The 18,000-nt window shown below is 63.5% G+C and carries 16 protein-coding genes and 1 pseudogene; 8 read left to right on the top strand and 9 right to left on the bottom strand.

The window, feature by feature from the left end; translation table 11 throughout:
- Positions 1-16: 16 nt before the first annotated feature.
- From yihA to LB520_RS16840, 7 genes are all read right to left on the bottom strand, one after another.
- Entirely contained in the window at positions 17-685 is a 669-nt protein-coding gene (gene yihA, locus LB520_RS16870) for a ribosome biogenesis GTP-binding protein YihA/YsxC (protein WP_224532437.1), read from the bottom strand.
- A gap of 14 nt (positions 686-699) precedes the next feature.
- Positions 700-1,338 carry a CatB-related O-acetyltransferase gene (locus LB520_RS16865; protein WP_224638230.1) on the bottom strand — a complete coding sequence of 213 codons (639 nt, stop codon included), beginning with the start codon at positions 1,336-1,338 and terminating at the stop codon, positions 700-702.
- Positions 1,339-1,492: 154 nt separating this feature from the next.
- On the bottom strand, positions 1,493-2,197 hold the full coding sequence (gene dnaQ / locus LB520_RS16860) for a DNA polymerase III subunit epsilon (protein ID WP_140546255.1): 705 nt from the start codon (positions 2,195-2,197) through the stop codon (positions 1,493-1,495).
- 183 nt (positions 2,198-2,380) lie between these two features.
- On the bottom strand, positions 2,381-2,986 hold the full coding sequence (gene coaE, locus LB520_RS16855; protein ID WP_224638229.1) for a dephospho-CoA kinase: 606 nt from the start codon (positions 2,984-2,986) through the stop codon (positions 2,381-2,383).
- On the bottom strand, positions 2,986-3,819 hold the full coding sequence (locus tag LB520_RS16850) for a shikimate dehydrogenase (protein ID WP_224638228.1): 834 nt from the start codon (positions 3,817-3,819) through the stop codon (positions 2,986-2,988). The genes coaE and LB520_RS16850 overlap by 1 nt, the downstream gene beginning before the upstream one ends.
- A complete protein-coding gene (locus LB520_RS16845) occupies positions 3,812-4,411 on the bottom strand; it encodes a Maf-like protein (RefSeq protein WP_224638227.1) in 600 nt (199 codons plus the stop codon). The genes LB520_RS16850 and LB520_RS16845 overlap by 8 nt, the downstream gene beginning before the upstream one ends.
- Before the next feature lie 303 nt (positions 4,412-4,714).
- Positions 4,715-5,536 (bottom strand): pyruvate, water dikinase regulatory protein, encoded by an 822-nt coding sequence (locus LB520_RS16840; RefSeq protein ID WP_224532433.1) that lies wholly within the window; start codon positions 5,534-5,536, stop codon positions 4,715-4,717.
- A gap of 494 nt (positions 5,537-6,030) precedes the next feature.
- Between LB520_RS16840 and hemE the strand changes: the two genes are divergently transcribed.
- The 3 genes from hemE to rho all read left to right on the top strand — a co-directional run bounded on the left by hemE (position 6,031) and on the right by rho (position 9,053).
- Positions 6,031-7,059 carry a uroporphyrinogen decarboxylase gene (gene hemE / locus LB520_RS16835; protein WP_224638226.1) on the top strand — a complete coding sequence of 343 codons (1,029 nt, stop codon included), beginning with the start codon at positions 6,031-6,033 and terminating at the stop codon, positions 7,057-7,059.
- Positions 7,056-7,610, top strand: coding sequence for a protoporphyrinogen oxidase HemJ (gene hemJ, locus LB520_RS16830; RefSeq protein WP_224638225.1), 555 nt, complete (start codon positions 7,056-7,058; stop codon positions 7,608-7,610). The genes hemE and hemJ overlap by 4 nt, the downstream gene beginning before the upstream one ends.
- Positions 7,611-7,787: 177 nt before the next feature.
- Positions 7,788-9,053, top strand: coding sequence for a transcription termination factor Rho (gene rho / locus LB520_RS16825; RefSeq protein ID WP_095769513.1), 1,266 nt, complete (start codon positions 7,788-7,790; stop codon positions 9,051-9,053).
- 171 nt (positions 9,054-9,224) lie between these two features.
- Here rho and LB520_RS16820 read toward each other — a convergent pair whose 3' ends face one another.
- Positions 9,225-11,240: a thioredoxin domain-containing protein gene (locus LB520_RS16820; protein WP_224638224.1), complete on the bottom strand. Its 2,016-nt coding sequence runs from the start codon at positions 11,238-11,240 to the stop codon at positions 9,225-9,227.
- A gap of 130 nt (positions 11,241-11,370) precedes the next feature.
- On the opposite strand from LB520_RS16820, the gene mnmE reads away from it, so the two are divergent.
- The 5 genes from mnmE to LB520_RS16795 all read left to right on the top strand — a co-directional run bounded on the left by mnmE (position 11,371) and on the right by LB520_RS16795 (position 17,165).
- Positions 11,371-12,678, top strand: coding sequence for a tRNA uridine-5-carboxymethylaminomethyl(34) synthesis GTPase MnmE (mnmE, locus tag LB520_RS16815; protein WP_224638223.1), 1,308 nt, complete (start codon positions 11,371-11,373; stop codon positions 12,676-12,678).
- Between the two features lie 201 nt (positions 12,679-12,879).
- Positions 12,880-14,754, top strand: a complete 1,875-nt coding sequence (mnmG, locus tag LB520_RS16810; RefSeq protein WP_224638222.1) for a tRNA uridine-5-carboxymethylaminomethyl(34) synthesis enzyme MnmG — start codon at positions 12,880-12,882, stop codon at positions 14,752-14,754.
- Complete coding sequence (gene rsmG, locus LB520_RS16805) at positions 14,751-15,392, top strand: 16S rRNA (guanine(527)-N(7))-methyltransferase RsmG (RefSeq protein WP_224638221.1); 642 nt, start codon at positions 14,751-14,753, stop codon at positions 15,390-15,392. Before mnmG ends, rsmG begins: the two co-directional genes overlap by 4 nt.
- Before the next feature lie 17 nt (positions 15,393-15,409).
- Positions 15,410-16,207 (top strand): ParA family protein, encoded by a 798-nt coding sequence (locus tag LB520_RS16800; RefSeq protein ID WP_095769880.1) that lies wholly within the window; start codon positions 15,410-15,412, stop codon positions 16,205-16,207.
- A 64-nt stretch (positions 16,208-16,271) separates the two neighbouring features.
- Positions 16,272-17,165, top strand: a complete 894-nt coding sequence (locus LB520_RS16795) for a ParB/RepB/Spo0J family partition protein (protein ID WP_224638220.1) — start codon at positions 16,272-16,274, stop codon at positions 17,163-17,165.
- 275 nt (positions 17,166-17,440) lie between these two features.
- Here LB520_RS16795 and LB520_RS16790 read toward each other — a convergent pair.
- Positions 17,441-17,729: pseudogene (locus LB520_RS16790) on the bottom strand (GIY-YIG nuclease family protein).
- Between the last annotated feature and the right edge of the window lie 271 nt (positions 17,730-18,000).

Raw genomic sequence — 18,000 nt, 5'->3', positions numbered from 1 at the left:
TCCCTGGCGGGCGGCGTCAGCCGCCGTTCGCTACCAAGGCGATGGCGGCGCGCAGCTCGTCCAAGCCCTCGGCTTTTTCCGACGAGGTGGCCAGCACCAGTGGAAACGCCGCCGGCCGCTTCTTGATCTTGGCCAGCGTCTCCTCGATCAGCCTCGGCACGCCCGCGGCCTTGATCTTGTCGGTCTTGGTCAGCACCACCTGGTAGGACACTGCCGCCTTGTCGAGCAGGGTCAGCACTTCCTCGTCCTTGGCCTTGATGCCATGGCGCGCGTCGATCAGCACATAGACGCGCTTCAGCGTCACGCGGCCCTGCAGATATTCGTAGATCAGCTTGGTCCACTCATCGACCTTGTCCTTTGGCGCGCTGGCATAGCCGTAGCCCGGCATGTCGACCAGCGCCATCGGCGGCAAGTCGGCGCCCTCGCCGGAAAAGCCGTCGGGCACGAAATAGTTGAGCTCCTGCGTGCGGCCCGGCGTGTTCGACGTCCGCGCCAGGCCCTTGTGCCCGACCAGCGCGTTGATCAGCGACGATTTGCCGACATTGGAACGGCCGGCGAAGGCGATCTCCGGCGGGCCTTCCGGCGGCAGGAATTTCATCGACGGCACGCCGCGGATGAAGACCCAGCCACGGGTGAACAGCTCCGGGCTGATCGCCGTTTCGTTCGGGGTCTTGTCGTTTGTCATTTTTTCGGGCGCGTTCAAACCGCCGCCTCCAGCCTGGAAATGTCGGCGCCGCGGATGGCGTTGAGGTTGCGGCTGATCTTGTCGACCGGCCAGTCCCACCAGGCTGCCTTGAGCAGCAGCCGCACCGTGAATTCGTCGAAGCGCATCTTCACCACCTTGGCCGCATTGCCGGCCACGATCGCATAAGGCGGCACGTCGTGCGTGACAACCGATTTCGCCGCGACAATGGCGCCGTCGCCCACCGTCACGCCCGGCATGATCACCGCATCCATGCCGATCCACACGTCATTGCGGATCGTGGTGTCGCCGCGGATCTCCTTCGACCAGGTCTGCGGGTCGAAGCCTTCCTCCCAGCCATGGCCGAAGATGTTGAACGGATAGGTCGAGAAGCCCGACATGGCGTGGTTGGCGCCGTTCATGATGAAACGCGCGCCTTCCGCGATGGCGCAGAACTTGCCGATGATCAGCTTGTCGCCGATGAAGTCGTAGTGATGCAGCACGCATTTCTCGGCGAATTTGTCGGGACCGTCAGGGTCGTCGTAATAGGTGAAGTCGCCGATCTCGATGTTGGGCGACGTCACCAGTCCCTTCAGGAAGCCGACGCGCGGATGCATCGCAATCGGATGCTTGACGTTGGGATTGGGTCCGGTCATCGCGGTCCTTTGCGGGCGGGTTTGGGCGCGGTCGTCGCGCGCGATCAAACTAACGCGATCCTTCGACGGGACCAACCGTCCAATGGCTGCCGCGACAGATCGCGATTGGATTGGAAAGGGCGCTGTCTCCAACGTCAGCGCCAATAGCGCCCGATCAACCCACCGCCACTTTCAGCCACAGCGCCTTTTCGCCGAGCGTCGCGACCAGCCCCGCATGCGCCGCCCGATCCGTTTCACTGAGCCGCGGCGGCAGGGCGATCGGCCGGGCGCCGATCGAGATGTCGATATCGGCCACCTCGCCGGCGCCATTCATGTGCACCGCCACGGACTCCAGCACCAGCGCCGCCTGCTTGCCGCCGATGAGCTCGATATAGACCTCCGCCAGCAATTCGGAGTCGAGCAGCGCGCCGTGCTTGGTGCGGCGGGTGTTGTCGATGCCGTAGCGCCGGCAGAGCGCGTCGAGCGAGTTCGGTCCCATCGGATGCTTGCGGCGCGCCAGCGCCAGCGTGTCGACCACGCGGCCGGGATCGATGGCAGCTTGCTCGAGCCGGCTGAATTCGAGGTTGAGGAAGCCGATATCGAAGGTGGCGTTGTGGGCGATCAGACGGGCGCCGTCGGTGAAGTCCAGCCATTCCTGCGCGATTTCGGCGAAGGTCGGCTTGCCGACCAGGTCGGCGGCGCTGATGCCGTGCACGGCCTGCGCCTCGGCATGGATCGCGCGCCCCTGCGGATTGATGAATTTGTGGAAGGTGCGGCCGGTCGGGAAGCGATTGACCAGCTCGACGCCGCCAAGCTCGATGATGCGGTCGTCGCGCAAATCGAGGCCGGTAGTTTCCGTATCGAAGATGATCTCACGCATTCGAATCAGTTCGCTTCCCAAACGAGCAGAATCATACACCAGAACAAAATGGCAATGGGGACTGGTGACGGCCTAACGCCTGACCTCCGAAAATGGGAATCGATTTTCGGAAAAGGATCATGCGCAAAATCAAAGCGTTACAGCGTCCTTTGCGCGTCCGAACGGGCGCGCGGCGCTGTAATGTCAGGAGTCGGCTTTGCCGGACTTTTCCCCTGAGAGTTCGGCGACGATCGCCTCGACCGCCTTTCGCGCGGCGTCGAAGCCATGGCCGGTGTCGATGATGAAATCGGCCAGGCGGCGCTTTTCGGCGTCGGGCACCTGCCTGGCGAGGATGGATGAAAACTTCTCCTCGCTCATGCCCGGCCTGGCGAGCACGCGCTCGCGCTGGATTTCAGGCGACGCGCTGACGACCACGACCTTGTCGACGCGGCTGCGGCCGCCGGTTTCGAACAGCAGCGGGATGTCGAGCACGGCAAGCCGCGCGCCGGCGGCGCGATGCTTTGCGAGAAACGCGTCGGCGTCGGCGCGCACCAGCGGGTGAATGATTGCCTCGAGCCGCTTCAGCGCGGCCGGATCGGCGAGCACTTTTTCGGCGAGCTTGACCCGGTCGACCGCGCCCACCTGCGTCGTGCCCGGAAAAGCCGCCTCGACCAGAGGGGCGGCCTTGCCGGAATAAAGGCGATGCACGGTCTCGTCGGAATCATGCACCGGCACGCCGGCCTCGGCGAACATTTTCGCCGTGGTGGACTTGCCCATGCCGATCGATCCGGTGAGGCCGAGCACGATCATCAACGGCCCTCGATGTCGGCGACGATCATGCGCCGCAATTCGGGCGTCACTTCGGGTTTCCTGCCGAACCAGCGTTCGAAACCTGGCACGGCCTGATGCAGCAGCATGCCGAGACCATCGACCGTCTTCAGGCCGCGCGCCCTGGCGGCGGCAAGCAAGGGCGTTTCCAACGGCACATAGACAATGTCGGTGACGATGGCGTGGCCGGGCAAGCCTGCCGGATCGGCGGAGAGCGTGGCGTCACCATGCATGCCGAGCGAGGTGGTGTTGATCAGCAGGCCGGCATCGGCAAGCAGATCACTGAGCGCGCCCGCGCCATGCGCCGAGACCCCGGCGCCGAAGTGGCGGCTGAGTTCCTCGGCTCTCGCGAGCGTCCGATTGGCGATGCGGATATCCTTGATGCCACGCTCCTTCAGCGCATGGATGACCGCGCGGGAGGCGCCGCCGGCGCCCAGAACCACGGCCGGTCCATTGACCGCCCAGCCAGGCGCTTGGTCGTCGAGATTGGCGGCGAAGCCGTAGCCGTCCGTGTTGCCGCCCCACAGAATGCCATCCTCGAACCACAACGTGTTGACCGCGCCGATTTCATCGGCCGCATGGTCTCGGCGGGCCACTCCGGCGAAAGCGGCTTCCTTGTGCGGAATGGTGACGTTGCCGCCGCGGTAGCCGTTCTCGCCGAGAGATTTCAGAAAGGCGGCGAAATCCGCCGGCGCGACGTCGATCGCTTCATAGCTGCCGTCGATGCCGTATTTGGCCAGCCAGTAGCCGTGGATCTTCGGCGAGCGCGAATGGGCGATCGGATGTCCGGTGACGAAGGCCTTTTTCTCAGCCATCGATGGCTCCCAATGCGCGCAACTCCTTCAGCAGCGGCAGCAGCGGCAGGCCGACGATGGTGAAATAATCGCCCTCGATCTTCTCGAACAGCTGAATGCCTTCGCCCTCGATCTGATAGGCGCCGACGCTGGACAGCGCCTTGGCGCCGACGCGGGCCAGGTGCCTGCCGATGAAGCCGGGGTCGAGCTTGCGCATGGTGAGGCTGACGACGCCGACATGCCGCCACAGCACCTCGCCGTCGCGGCAAAGCACGGCGGCGCTGTTCAATTGATGCGTCTTGCCGGACAAGGCCAGGAGATGGCGGCGGGCGCCTTCCATGTCGGCGGGCTTATGAAAAATCTCGTCATCCAGCGACAGCGTCTGGTCGCAGCCGAGCACCAGGGCGCCCGGCTTGCGCTCGCTGACCTCGGTCGCCTTGGCCTCGGCCAGGATCGACGCGACATCTTCAGGTGACACACCGCTATCTTTCAGCGGGGCCTCGAGCGCGCGCTCGTCGACATTTGCCGGCACCGCCTCGATGTCGAGGCCGGCGCTGACGAGCATCGCCTTGCGGTACGGGCTGCCCGAAGCGAGGATGATTTTCTCGGCCATGATTTTCGCCCAACTAGCTTCCTGACGCTGTTGACCCATCGTTTGTCTGAGGCCAGCACAAACTTTGGAGAATGGCCGAAGCCTTACGAACTTCGTCATCCTAGGGCGAAGCAGGAGCGAAGCTCCGTCGCGAAGACCCTAGGATCCATGCCATAACCTCAGCCGACGGGCGCAGCGGAGCAGAATTCTACACCGTCGCAACAATTCGACGTCACGGCATGGATCCTAGGGTCTACGCCGCGTCGCTTCGCTCCTTGCTCCGCCCTAGGATGACGAAGCGGCCGGCGTCTCGGCAAATCCCAGTTAGCGCGTCTTGCTCCGCAGGGCAACGATCGCCGCGGCCGTTTCCTCGATGGAGCGGCGGCTGACATCGATCATCGGCCAGCCATGACGCGTGCAAAGCTGGCGGGCATAGGCGAGCTCCTCGTTGATCGCGGCGCGGTCGACATAATCGGTCGGCACGAAGGCGGCGCTGTTGCCGAGGATGCGGTTTTGCCTCACATGCGAGATGCGCTCGGCCGTGGCGACCAAGCCGACGACCAATGGCGTCTTGGCGGCGATCAGGCTTTCGGGCAGCGGAACGCCGAGCACGATCGGGATATTGGCGGTCTTGATGCCGCGATTGGCGAGATAGATGCTGGTCGGCGTCTTCGAGGTGCGCGAAATGCCGATCAGCACGATGTCGGCATCGTCCATATTGGCCGGCAGCTGGCCGTCATCATGCTCCATAGTAAAGTTCAGCGCATCGATGCGGCGGAAATATTCGGCGTCGAGCACGTGCTGGGCGCCGACGCGGCGACCGGCAGGCGTGCCGAGATAGGACTGGAAGACGGTCAGCACCGGTTCCAGCACCGAGACGCAAGGCAGGCCCATCGCAGCGCAGCGCTCATCGATCGAACGCGCCAGCTTCTGGTCGACGACCGTATAGAGGATGATGCCGGGCTCCTCCTCGATGTCCTCGAAGACCTTGGCGATCTGCTTTTCGGTGCGGATCAGCGGATAGATGTGCTCGATGGCGCGCGCATCCTTGTATTGCGCGGACGCCGCGCGGCCGGCCGCCAGCAGCGTCTCGCCGGTGGCGTCGGAGATTAGATGCAGATGGAAGAAGCTCTGAGGTTTGTTCACAGGGAATGGGTCCAGGCTGTGGGCAATTGTGGACAAGGCTGGATGGGCAGGCCTTGGGCAAGGAAGCGACTGTATCAGATGGCCGCTTGTCCACAATTCGACCCGCTGTAGGCTTTGTCGCGGCGCTGGGGACAAAACCGGGGATCAAGTTTTCTTGGCCGATCTCATCCACAGGGCGAGGTTCGGAACGGTAAGTCCAAGCTTTTGACTCCAAAGCTGGAATCCGTTTCGTCCCCAGAACCCTCCAAATTGCGAAAGCGAGTACGCGACAATATGCTGACTGGCCTTTTCGAGCCGCAGGCTGGACAGGTCGCAACCATCACAACCAACAGACTCTTAGAATCAGAAGACTCTTTTAAAATAGATATTTGATTTAAGAGGAGGGCGCATGACCCCGAACCAGAGGTTCGGAAAGAATCATGCGCTAAATGAAAGCGCTACAGCGTCCTTTGCGCGTCTAAGGACGCGCGGCGCTGTAGAGAGGGCAGCGCAGGATGGCTGGGAAACGGATCGTGCTCGATGTCCTCAAGGGCGAGACGGTTTCACCGCCGCCGCTCTGGATGATGCGTCAGGCGGGCCGCTATCTTACGGAGTATCGCGAGACCAGGAAGCGAGCGGGATCCTTCCTCGATCTCTGCTACGATCCGGACCTTGCCGTCGAGGTAACGCTGCAGCCGATCGAGCGCTTCGGCTTCGACGCCTCGATCCTGTTCTCCGACATTCTCGTCGTGCCCAATGCCCTGGGGCGGGACGTCCGCTTCGAGGAGGGCCGCGGACCGATGCTGAAGCCGATCTCGGCGGCCGAGATTGCGGCGCTGAACGGCGACATGTTTCACGTGAATCTCGAACCGGTCTACGAGACCGTGCGCCGGCTGCGGGCGAAACTGCCCGACGAGACGACGCTGCTCGGCTTCTGCGGCGCGCCATGGACGGTGGCGACCTATATGATCGCCGGTCACGGCACGCCCGACCAGGGCCCTGCCCGGCTATTCGCCTATCGCGAGCCCGAGGCCTTCGCGCGGCTTCTGAAGATATTGGCCGATCATTCGGCCGCCTATCTCATCCGCCAGATCGAGGCCGGCGCCGATGCGGTGCAGATTTTCGATTCATGGTCGGGCGTGCTGGACGAGGCGTCCTTCGAGGCTTTCTGCGTCGAGCCGGTGGCCGAGATCGTCGCCCAAGTGAAGGCGGTTCACCCCGAGGTGCCGGTGATCGGTTTCCCGAAGGGCGCGGGCGAGCGCTATCGTGATTACAGGAGAAAGACCGGCATTGCCGGTCTCGGTCTCGACTGGACCGTGCCGCTGTCGATGGCGAAGGAGCTGCAGCGCGACGGAGCGGTGCAAGGCAATCTCGATCCGTTGCGCCTGGTCGCCGGCGGCAAGGCGCTGGCTGACGGCGTCGAGGCAATCCTGAGGACTTTGGGTGACGGGCCGCTGATCTTCAATCTCGGCCACGGCATCACGCCGGAAACGCCGGTGGCGCATGTCGAGGCAATGGTGAAAATGGTGAGAAGCCGGCAATGAGGGATGTAGGCAACGAGAACAGCGCGAGCAGCGAGAACAGCACTGGCCAAGCGATGAAGCGCATGGCGATCGGCATTGCCCTGCTCGTCGTGCTGACGGCGCTGCTCTATCTCGCGGCGCCTGACAGCTTCTATCCGTGGGCCAAGGCGATCCATGTGATTGCGGTCATTTCCTGGATGGCCGGCATGCTCTATTTGCCGCGTCTCTTCGTCTACCATGTCGATGCCGAAAGGGGCTCGGTGCAGTCCGAAACCTTCAAGGTGATGGAGCGCCGGCTGCTCAGAGGGATCATCAATCCGGCGATGACCGCGACCTGGGTGTTCGGGCTTTGGCTTGCCTGGAAAGGCTTTGGATTCCAGGGCGGCTGGCTGCACGCCAAGATCGCGCTGGTGCTCATTTTGTCGGGGCTGCATGGCTATCTCGCCGGCGCGGTCAGGAAATTTGCCGAGGACAAGAACGAAAAGCCGGCGAGGCACTGGCGGATCGTCAATGAGATCCCCACATTGCTGATGATCGTCATCGTCATCCTGGTCATCGTGAAGCCGTTCTGAGGCTTTCCCGGATCCGGCCAGGCCCAGCAAAAGGCGGCTTGCTCTTTCAGTCGAGCGACGATACAAGACGGGTCTTCCTTCCCGTCATGCGCCGCCCCTTTTCTCGCTTTCGGCCGCGCCCGACATTTGTCGCATCCAGCCGATTTCCCTCTCCAAAGCCTACCCAGAGTCTATCTAATGCAAGAAATGAAACTCGCAGAGTTCAAGAACAAGAAGCCGCCGGAGCTGATCGCTTATGCCGAGACGCTCGAGGTGGAGAACGCCAGCGTCATGCGCAAGCAGGAGCTGATGTTCGCGATCCTGAAGAAGCTCGCCGCCCAGGACGTCGAGATCATCGGCGAAGGCGTGGTCGAGGTGCTGCAGGACGGTTTCGGCTTCCTGCGCTCAGCCAACGCAAACTACCTGCCGGGTCCCGACGACATCTATATCTCGCCGTCGCAAATAAGGCGCTTTTCGCTCAAGACCGGCGATACGGTCGAAGGACCGATCCGCAGCCCGAAAGAGGGCGAGCGCTATTTCGCGCTGCTCAAGGTCAACACCATCAATTTCGACGACCCGGAGAAGATCCGGCACAAGATCCACTTCGATAATCTGACGCCGCTCTACCCGACCAAGCGGCTGAAGATGGAGATCGACAATTCGACCTCCAAGGACATCTCGCCGCGCGTGATCGACCTGGTCGCGCCGATCGGCAAGGGACAGCGCGCGCTAATCAACGCGCAGCCGCGCACCGGCAAGACGGTGCTGATGCAGAACATCGCCCATTCGATCACCGCCAACCACCCGGAATGCTATCTGATCGTGCTTCTGATCGACGAGCGCCCGGAGGAAGTCACCGACATGCAGCGCTCGGTGAAGGGCGAGGTGATTTCCTCGACCTTCGACGAACCGGCGGCGCGCCACGTGCAGGTCGCCGAAATGGTGATCGAGAAGGCCAAGCGCCTGGTCGAGCACGGCCGCGACGTCGTCATCCTGCTCGATTCGATCACGCGTCTCGGCCGCGCCTACAACACTGTGGTGCCGTCATCCGGCAAGGTGCTGACCGGCGGTGTCGACGCCAACGCTCTGCAGCGCCCGAAGCGCTTCTTCGGCGCCGCCCGCAACATCGAGGAAGGCGGCTCGCTGACCATCATCGCCACCGCGCTGATCGATACGGGCAGCCGCATGGACGAAGTCATCTTCGAAGAGTTCAAGGGCACCGGCAACTGCGAAATCCAGCTCGACCGCAAGGTGGCCGACAAGCGCATCTACCCGGCGATGGACATCCTCAAATCGGGCACCCGCAAGGAAGACCTGCTGGTGCCGCGCGCGGACCTGCAGAAGATCTTCGTGCTGCGCCGCATCCTCGCGCCGATGGGCACGACCGACGCGATCGAGTTCCTCATCGACAAGCTCAAGCAGACCAAGACCAACGCGGACTTCTTCGATTCGATGAATACGTGATTGGGGCGATGCCCTTCCTCCTTCTCCCCTTGTGGGAGAAGGTGGATCGGCGCGCAGCGCCGAGACGGATGAGGGGTGTTCCAGCGGAATGAGACGCTGGCTTTCCCTGGAGCACCCCTCATCCGTCGCCTTCGGCGACACCTTCTCCCACAAGGGGAGAAGGGAAAGGCGCTATCGCCGCAACAACTTCTCCAACTCCTCCGCATCGGTCACCACCGGCATGCACACCTGCCCGCTGCAGAACCAGGCGCCGGGCTTATCCGTCGGCGGCAAAACGCCGCCCGGCAACAACGGTCGATTCGCTTCCGAACCGACCGGAACGACAATGTCGACCCGGCGCAGGTCCGGATTCCGATTCGCAACCGGAACGAGGCTTGGCGAATCCAGCTTGTCTACAATGACGAGCTTCAGCGGCTCGAGCGCCAAGGCACAGGCGTTGACGATGCCGGCCTGGCCGTAGGCCTGCTGCGAGGCGCGGCCCATTGCATGCTCGGCGGTCGTCCACGCCTTTTCCCAGAGACCGAGGTAGCCGGTGAGCGATGACAGCCGCACCAGCGCCTCGACGATCTGGCCGGTGGCGGACGGGATTGCTTCATCCACATCACCGCGGATGCGGATCGGAACGTCGCCGCTGTCCGACGCCGTCAGCCAGTAGCCGCTCTTTTGTTCATCCAAGTGCCAGCGGTCGAGCTCGCCGATGAACTGCCTGGCGCGATCGGAATAGGCCGGATCGCCGGTCGCCTCGAACAGCGCGATCGCCGCGTTGGTCATGGCGGCATAATCGCTGGACAGCGCCGGGAAAAGCCTCTTCGCGCCTAGCATGGAATGCGGCAGCCGTCCGTCCTGGCCGGCCTCGACGATATGGCCGAAGGCTTTTGCGGCGGCGTCGATCCAGTCATGCCGCCCAAGCGAGCGGCCCGCCTCGGCGAGCGCCGCGATCATCAGCCCGTTCCAGTCGGTGAGCGCCTTGCCGTCGCGGCCCGGCCTGACCCGCCCTTCGCGGACGCCCAACAGCTTTGCCTTCAGAGACGCCAATTGTGCATGGTCGGCGATGCCTTGAGCTTGCTGCGCCTCGCTCTGGCGAATGATCGGCTTGCCTTCCCAGCCATGCGGCGCGGCGAGCTCGAAATATCGCAAGAAGATCGCGGCATCGTCAGCCAGCGCCGTCTCGATCTCCTCGCGATTCCATGTGTAGAAAAGCCCCTCCTCGCCGTCGCTGTCGGCGTCGAGACTGGCGGCGAAGGCGCCGCCTTCGACCAGCATCTCGCGCAGCAACCAGTCGACGGTCTCTTCGATTCGTACCCGGAACAAGTCGTTGCCGGTGGCCGCATGGGCCCAGTTGCACAGGCGGATGAGCTGGGCGTTGTCGTAAAGCATCTTCTCGAAATGCGGCACCAGCCATTCGGCGTCGGTGGAGTAGCGGCTGAGACCGCCGCCGACATGATCGTAGATGCCGCCGGCGAGCATTTTTTCGAGGCTGGCGAGCACCGCGTCGCGATGCGCGGCCTCGCCGTCACGCAGCCAGGACAGCCAAAGCGTGTGCATGAAGGGCGCGTTGGGGAATTTCGGCGCGCCTTTCAAGCCGCCGAGATCGCGGTCGATCATGCCGCCGATGCGGGTGGCGAGGTCGGCCAGCGTGTCGCGATCGAGCACTGCCTTGCCCGCCGCGCCGGCAAGCCGCTGCTCGACATGGGCGGTCAGCCCGTCGGCGCTTTCGGCGAGGCTCTGCTGCTTCTCGCGCCAGGCCTTGTCGACCGCTTCCAGCACCTGGATGAAGCCCGGCCTTCCGTAACGCGCCTCGCGCGGGAAATAGGTACCGCCCCAGAAAGGCTTGCCGTCGGGCGTCAGAAACATAGTGAGCGGCCAGCCGCCCTGCTCGCCCATGACATGGAGTGCGGCCATATAGATCTGGTCGATGTCGGGCCGCTCTTCGCGATCGACCTTGATATTCACGTAGAGCCGGTTCATGACGGCGGCCACGGCGTCGTTCTCGAAGCTTTCGTGGGCCATGACATGGCACCAGTGGCAGGCGGCGTAACCGATGGAGAGCAGGATCGGCCGCCCGAGCTGCTTCGCTTCGGCAAGGGCCGCTGGCGACCAGCCGCGCCAATGGACAGGATTGTCGCTGTGCTGCTGCAGATAAGGGCTGGCCTCTTCGGCAAGCAGGTTTCGTGCGGGTAAGGTCACGATGGACGGCTCTTTTTTGGGTCTGATGCATCAACGCTGGAGCATGATGCCGAAAAGTGTGAAGCGGCTTTCGGCCGTGCTCTATCTTTCAATCTAGGCGTTTCGGCAGGTCCGGCAAATGGTTTCCCCAATGGCTTCGAAGGATTCGATCGTTGCGCTGTCGAGCGGCCGCTTGCCGGCAGGCATCGCCGTCATCCGAATTTCCGGCCCCAAAACTCGATTCGTGGTCGAAACGATAGCCGGATCCGTTAAGGATCGGTTTACCACGTTGCGAAGGCTCCGGGCGGCGGACGGCTCGATCATCGATCACGGCCTCGTCCTGTTCTTTCCAGGTCCCGGCAGCTTCACTGGGGAGGACGTTGCCGAGTTCCAGGTCCATGGCAGCCGCGCCGTCGCGGCCAAGATGCTGGAGACGATCACCGGCTTCGAGGGCGTCAGGCACGCCGAGCCAGGAGAATTCACCCGGCGCGCCTTTCTCAACGGCAAGCTGGATCTGGTCGAGACGGAGGCATTGGCCGATCTGGTGAATGCGGAAACGGAGGCGCAACGCCGCTTCGCCCTGCGCAATACCGAAGGTGCGCAAAGCGAACTCTATTCGAGCTGGCGCCGCCGGCTGATCCATGCGCGAGCCATGATCGAGGCGGAGATCGACTTCGCCGACGAAGAGGATGTGCCAGGTTCCGTTTCGGATGCGGTCTGGTCCGACGTGTCGGTAATGATCGGGGAAATCGATCGCCATATCGGAGGTTTCAAGGCCGCGGAGATCATTCGCGATGGTTTCGAAGTCGTGATCCTCGGCGCCCCGAATGCCGGCAAGTCCAGCCTGTTCAACGCCTTGGCGAAGCGCGAGGCTGCGATCGTCACCGACGAGCCGGGCACGACGCGCGATCTGCTCGAGGTCGTCATGGACCTCAATGGGCTGAAGGTGCGACTTGTCGATACGGCCGGGCTGCGGGAGGCCGTGGGCAAGGTCGAGTCGATCGGCATCGAAAGAGCGCGGGCCAAGGCCGACGTGGCGGATCTCGTCCTGCTGTTGGAGGATATGGCCGATCCGGCGCCCGTTGGGGATATCCCCGGTGGGGCTCCGTTGCTGAGGATCGGAACGAAGTCGGATATCGCCAATGCCGGCGGCGGTGACTACGACTTGGTGATTTCTTCCAAGGACGGCAGCGGTCTGGACCGCGTTCTGAACGAGATAGGGGCCCGCGCCGCTGCTGCGGTTGGCGAGGTGGGTGACGTGCTGCCATCCAGGCTGCGCCATGTAGAGTTGCTCAACGAGGCAGTGGATTTCCTGCGGGCGGCACTGTCGGGCCAAAGCCAGGAGCTGCGCGCCGAGGAACTGCGGCTGGCGGCCGAGCGTCTTGGCCGGATTGTCGGCGCGGTCGATGTCGAGGATTTGCTCGACGTCATCTTTTCGCAGTTCTGCATCGGTAAGTGATTCACGTGAAACACGGATTGGGGCGCTACCCCGCAATGATTCACGTGAAACACCGCCGCCGCTGCCAGCTTCGCAGTTGTCGGCTGGGATCGCAATGCTCGTCATTCATTGTTTCACGTGAAACGAGTCCACCTCTCCTTGACACCAGCCGCCGTCGGGGACATCTGTCAACCCAATCTCTGAAAGCGGATTCTTGGAAAAATGACCAATCACTATGATGTGGTGGTGGTGGGCGGCGGCCATGCCGGTTGCGAGGCGGCGAGTGCTGCCGCGCGCGCCGGCGCCAGGACCGCACTGGTAACGCTGCGCTTCGAGACGATCGGCGTCATGTCCTGCAACCCGGCGATCGGCGGTCTCGGCAAGGGACATCTCGTGCGCGAGATCGACGCCATGGACGGGCTCATGGGGCGCATCGCCGACGCCGCCGGCATCCAGTTCCGCCTGCTCAACCGCCGCAAGGGTCCCGCGGTCCGTGGTCCGCGCACCCAAGCCGACCGCAAGCTTTATCGGCTCGCCATGCAAGCCGCGATCCGCGAGCAAGCCAATCTCGACGTGGTCGAGGGCGAGGTTCTCGATCTTGAGATCGAGAATGGCCGCGTCGCGGCCGTGCTGGTTTCGGGCGACCGGCGCCTGGCCTGCGGCGCGGTGGTGCTGACCACCGGCACGTTCCTGCGCGGGCTGATCCATATCGGCGAAAAGAAGATCGTCGCCGGGCGGATGAACGAGCAGGCAAGTCTCGGCCTATCGGCGACGATGGCGCGCGCGGGTTTCAAGCTCGGTCGCCTGAAGACCGGAACGCCCCCTCGCCTCGACGGCCGCACCATCGACTGGGCCTCGCTGGATGCCCAAGCCGCCGACGAGGATCCAGTGCCGTTCTCGCTGATGACCGACGTGATCGCCAATCCGCAGATCCATTGCGGCATCACCCGGACCATGCCGGCGACGCATGAGCTGATCCGCGCCAATCTCGGTCGTTCGGCCATGTATTCCGGCTCGATCGAAGGCATCGGGCCGCGCTACTGTCCCTCGATCGAGGACAAGATCGTCAAGTTCGGCGACCGCGAGGGCCATCAGATCTTCCTGGAGCCCGAAGGCCTCGACGACGACACCGTCTATCCGAACGGCATCTCGACCTCGCTGCCGGAAGACGTGCAGCTCGACATGCTGAAGACGGTCCCCGGGCTGGAAAAGGCGACGATGCTGCAGCCCGGCTATGCCATCGAATACGACCATGTCGATCCGCGCGAGCTGAAGACGACGCTGGAGACGAAGCGCGTCGCCGGCCTTTTCCTGGCCGGGCAGATCAACGGCACGACCGGTTATGAAGAGGCCGGCGCGCAAGGCCTGCTCGCCGGCATCAACGCCGCGCGGGCGACATCTGGCGATGAGCCGTTCGTGCTCAGCCGCACCGAGGCCTATATCGGCGTGATGGTCGATGACCTGACCAGCCGGGGCATCGCCGAGCCCTATCGTATGTTCACCTCGCGCGCCGAGTTCCGGCTGTCGCTGCGCGCCGACAATGCCGACGAGCGGCTGACGCCGCTGGCGGAAAAACTCGGCATCGCGTCATCGGAGCGGCTGCAGCGTTTTGGCGCGATAGTGCAGAAGCTCGACGAGGCCCGAGCGCTGGCAAAGTCTGTGACGCTTACGCCGAACGAAGCGGCACGGCATGGGCTGGAGATCAACAAGGACGGCGTGCGCCGCTCGGCCTATGCTCTTTTGGCGCATCCGGGCGTCGACATGGCTTGGCTGGCAAGGGTCGAGCCGCGCTTTGCCGAACTGGACGCCAAGACGGCGGAGCGGCTCGAAACGGAGGCGAAATATTCAGTTTACCTCGATCGCCAGCAAGCCGACGCCGCACAAATCAGGCATGAGGAATCGCGGCTCATCCCCGAGGCGCTCGATTTCGCGGACGTTCCGGGACTTTCAAACGAGCTGAAGCAGAAGATGAAGGCGCGCCGGCCGCGTTCGATCGCCGATGCGCAGCGCATGGAAGGCATGACACCCGCCGCGCTTGCCATCATTGTCGCGCATGTCCGCAACGCCGAGTTCGCGGCGCGAAGGGACGTGGCGTGAGCGCGGATGCCTGGGCGGGCCTGCAAAAGGCAGCGGGCCCGGTTTCACGTGAAACATTCGAGCGGCTGCAGGCTTTCGAACAGCTGTTCCTGAAATGGAACCGCAGCATCAATCTGGCGGCGCCGTCGACACTGGACGATGTCTGGCGCAGGCACATCCTGGACAGCGCCCAGCTTGCGCGAATCGCACCCACCGCGACACGCTGGGTCGATCTCGGCTCAGGCGGCGGTTTTCCCGGCCTGGTGCTGGCTTTCCTGTTGGCGCAGCGCCCCGGCGCATCGATCGCCCTGGTCGAAAGCAACCGCAAGAAGGCGTCGTTCCTGCAATCCGTCATAGGCCAGTTCGGTTTGCCGGCGCGTGTCGTGGCCAGGCGCATCGATGACAGCTATGCGCTTGTTTCCACACCAGAAATCGTCACGGCCAGGGCGCTGGCGGCGCTTCCGGACCTGCTCGACCTATCGGCGCCCTGGCTGACCAGGGGCGCGCGCGCGCTCTTTCACAAAGGCCGGGATTACCGCGCCGAGGTGGAAGAAAGCACTCACCGCTGGGGCTTCGATCTGGTAGAACATTCGAGCATGACCGACGCCGAAGGCGTCATCCTCGACATCACCGACTTGCGCCCAGCGAAACAGCAATGAATTACTGGCATAAACCCATGAAAACCGGACCGCGTATCATCACTGTCGCCAACCAGAAAGGCGGGGTCGGCAAGACGACGACGGCCATCAACCTGGCCACGGCGCTGGCCGCGATCGGGGAGCGCGTGCTGATCGTCGACCTCGACCCGCAGGGCAATGCCAGCACCGGCCTCGGCATCGACCGCAAGGATCGCACGGTCTCGTCCTATGACGTGCTGACCGGCGAGCTCGAGCTGGAGCAGGCCGCGGTGCCGACGGCGGTGCCGGGCCTCTCCATCATACCCTCGACGCTCGACCTTCTCGGCATCGAGATGGAAATCGCCTCGGCGCCCGACCGGGTGCTCAAGTTGCGCAATGCGCTGCGCGCCGCCTCCGAGCGTTCGGCCCCGTTCGGCTATGTGCTGATCGACTGCCCGCCCTCACTCAACCTTTTGACTTTGAATTCAATGGCGGCGGCCGATTCCGTTCTCGTGCCGCTGCAATGCGAGTTCTTCGCGCTGGAAGGTCTCAGCCAGTTGCTGGAGACGGTCGAACAGGTGCGCAATACCATCAATCCGGACCTCACCATCCAGGGTATCGTGCTCACCATGTATGATGGGCGCAACAACCTCGCCAACCAGGTGGTGCAGGATGTGCGCACCCATATGGGCGACAAAGTCTATGAGACGATCATCCCGCGCAATGTGCGGGTTTCCGAGGCGCCGTCCTACGGCAAGCCGGCGATCCTCTATGACCTGAAATGCTCGGGCAGCCAGGCCTATCTGCAGCTCGCCTCCGAGGTGATCCGCCGCGAACGCAAGCTGCGCGCCGCCTGAGCTACATCGCTGCGGCAACTTGGTTAACTAGCCAATTCGATTCCGAAACGATCTGGACAAACTAATGAGCGAAGACCAATCAAGAAAAAGACTGGGCCGTGGGCTCGCGGCGCTGATCGGCGAAATCGACCGTCCGGCGGCGCCGGAAAAGCCGGCGACCGTGGTCGCGGCTGACGGCAAGGTGCCGATCGAGTTCGTCAGCCCGAATCCGAAGAATCCGCGCCGGCATTTCGGCGATGCCGAGCTCACCGATCTTGCCCAATCGATCCGCGAGCATGGCGTGGTGCAGCCGGTGGTGGCGCGCCCCTCGCCGTCGCAGGCCGGCCGCTACGAGATCATCGCCGGCGAGCGGCGTTGGCGGGCGGCGCAGCGCGCCGGCCTGACCGAGATTCCGCTGATCGTGCGCGACGTCAACGACCGCACGGCGCTGGAGCTGGCGATCATCGAGAACGTGCAGCGCGCCGACCTCAATCCGGTCGAGGAAGCGCAAGGCTATCAGCAGCTCATCGACGAGCACGGCTACACCCAGGCCGATCTCGGCCAGGTGATCGGCAAGAGCCGCAGCCATGTCGCCAACACGCTGAGACTGCTGAAGCTGCCTAACGTCATTCACGACATGCTGGTCGACGGCGATTTGTCGGCCGGCCACGCCCGAACGCTGGTCACCGCCGAAGATCCGGCCGGGCTCGCCAAGCGCATCGTCAAGGAAGGGCTTTCGGTGCGCCAGGCCGAAGCCTTGGCGCAAATGCCCGCCGGCCCGACGCCAGCCAAGGTGAAATCCCCCGCGAGCCCGCCCGAGAAGGACCCCGACACGCTGGCGCTCGAGAAGCTGATGACCGACACAATCGGCATGATCGTGAGCATCGAGCACAAGGGCAAGGGCGGCACGCTCAAGGTCAACTACCGCTCGCTGGAACAACTCGACGAGCTCTGCCGACGTCTGAAGGACGAGCGGTAGGGGGCCGAGGCGTAACGGTATTCGGCTGTGGCTGAGGTTTTGGCTGAACGCTGGATACGCCTGATATATCCGTGATAGACAAGGGACTGGCGATCCGCCGGCCCCTTTTGTTGGCGGTGGTGAACTGGCGAAGGTGGAGGCAAGGGCAGAGGGGGGCCGTGAAGGAGCGCCGTTCCCCTCTATCGTCATTCTAGGGCGGAGCAAGGAGCGAAGCGACGCGCGCAGACCCTAGAATCCATGCCGTGACGGTTGAGAGCCGCCACGGTTCAGAACGCTCACCAGCCAACCCCGCGAAACAGCTCGAACCATTCCGGATTGGTCTTCTCGATCAGTTCAATCTTCCATTGCCGTGGCCACCGCTTCAATGACGTCTCACGCTGAATGGCATCGGTGATGTCGAAATATTCTTCGTACCAGACCAGACGCTGCACGCCGTAGCGGCTGGCAAAGCCCGGAGCCTTGGCCGGACTTATGCTCAGGCATCCGGCGAGCAAGGTCGTTGGTGACGCCGATATAGATCGTGCCGCCTTTCTGGCTTGCGGTCATGTAGACGTAGCCTGTCATGCTGAGATCCTACGTAGCGCTATCGCCAACGGCCATTTTTGGGCCGTTGCATTCTACGGCCAAAGTCACGGCATGGATTCTAGGGTCTGCGCGCGTCGCTTCGCTCCTTGCTCCGCCCTAGAATGACGACGGGTATGCTGCGGCGGTTTTCATCGGGCCGCCCGCCACCTGTCTCGCCAGCGCTTGCCCACCGCCGAGGCACCGCAGCCCGCGCCTTGACAGTCCAGGGCAACGGCGTACGCTCTATTAGCTTGACCTTAAATTACTGCCC

This window comes from Mesorhizobium sp. CA12 (assembly GCF_020165255.1).
In the GTDB taxonomy this organism is placed as follows: domain Bacteria; phylum Pseudomonadota; class Alphaproteobacteria; order Rhizobiales; family Rhizobiaceae; genus Mesorhizobium.
The sequence above is the reverse complement of the archived record's forward strand: the minus strand, read 5'-3'. Positions and strand labels throughout refer to the sequence as shown.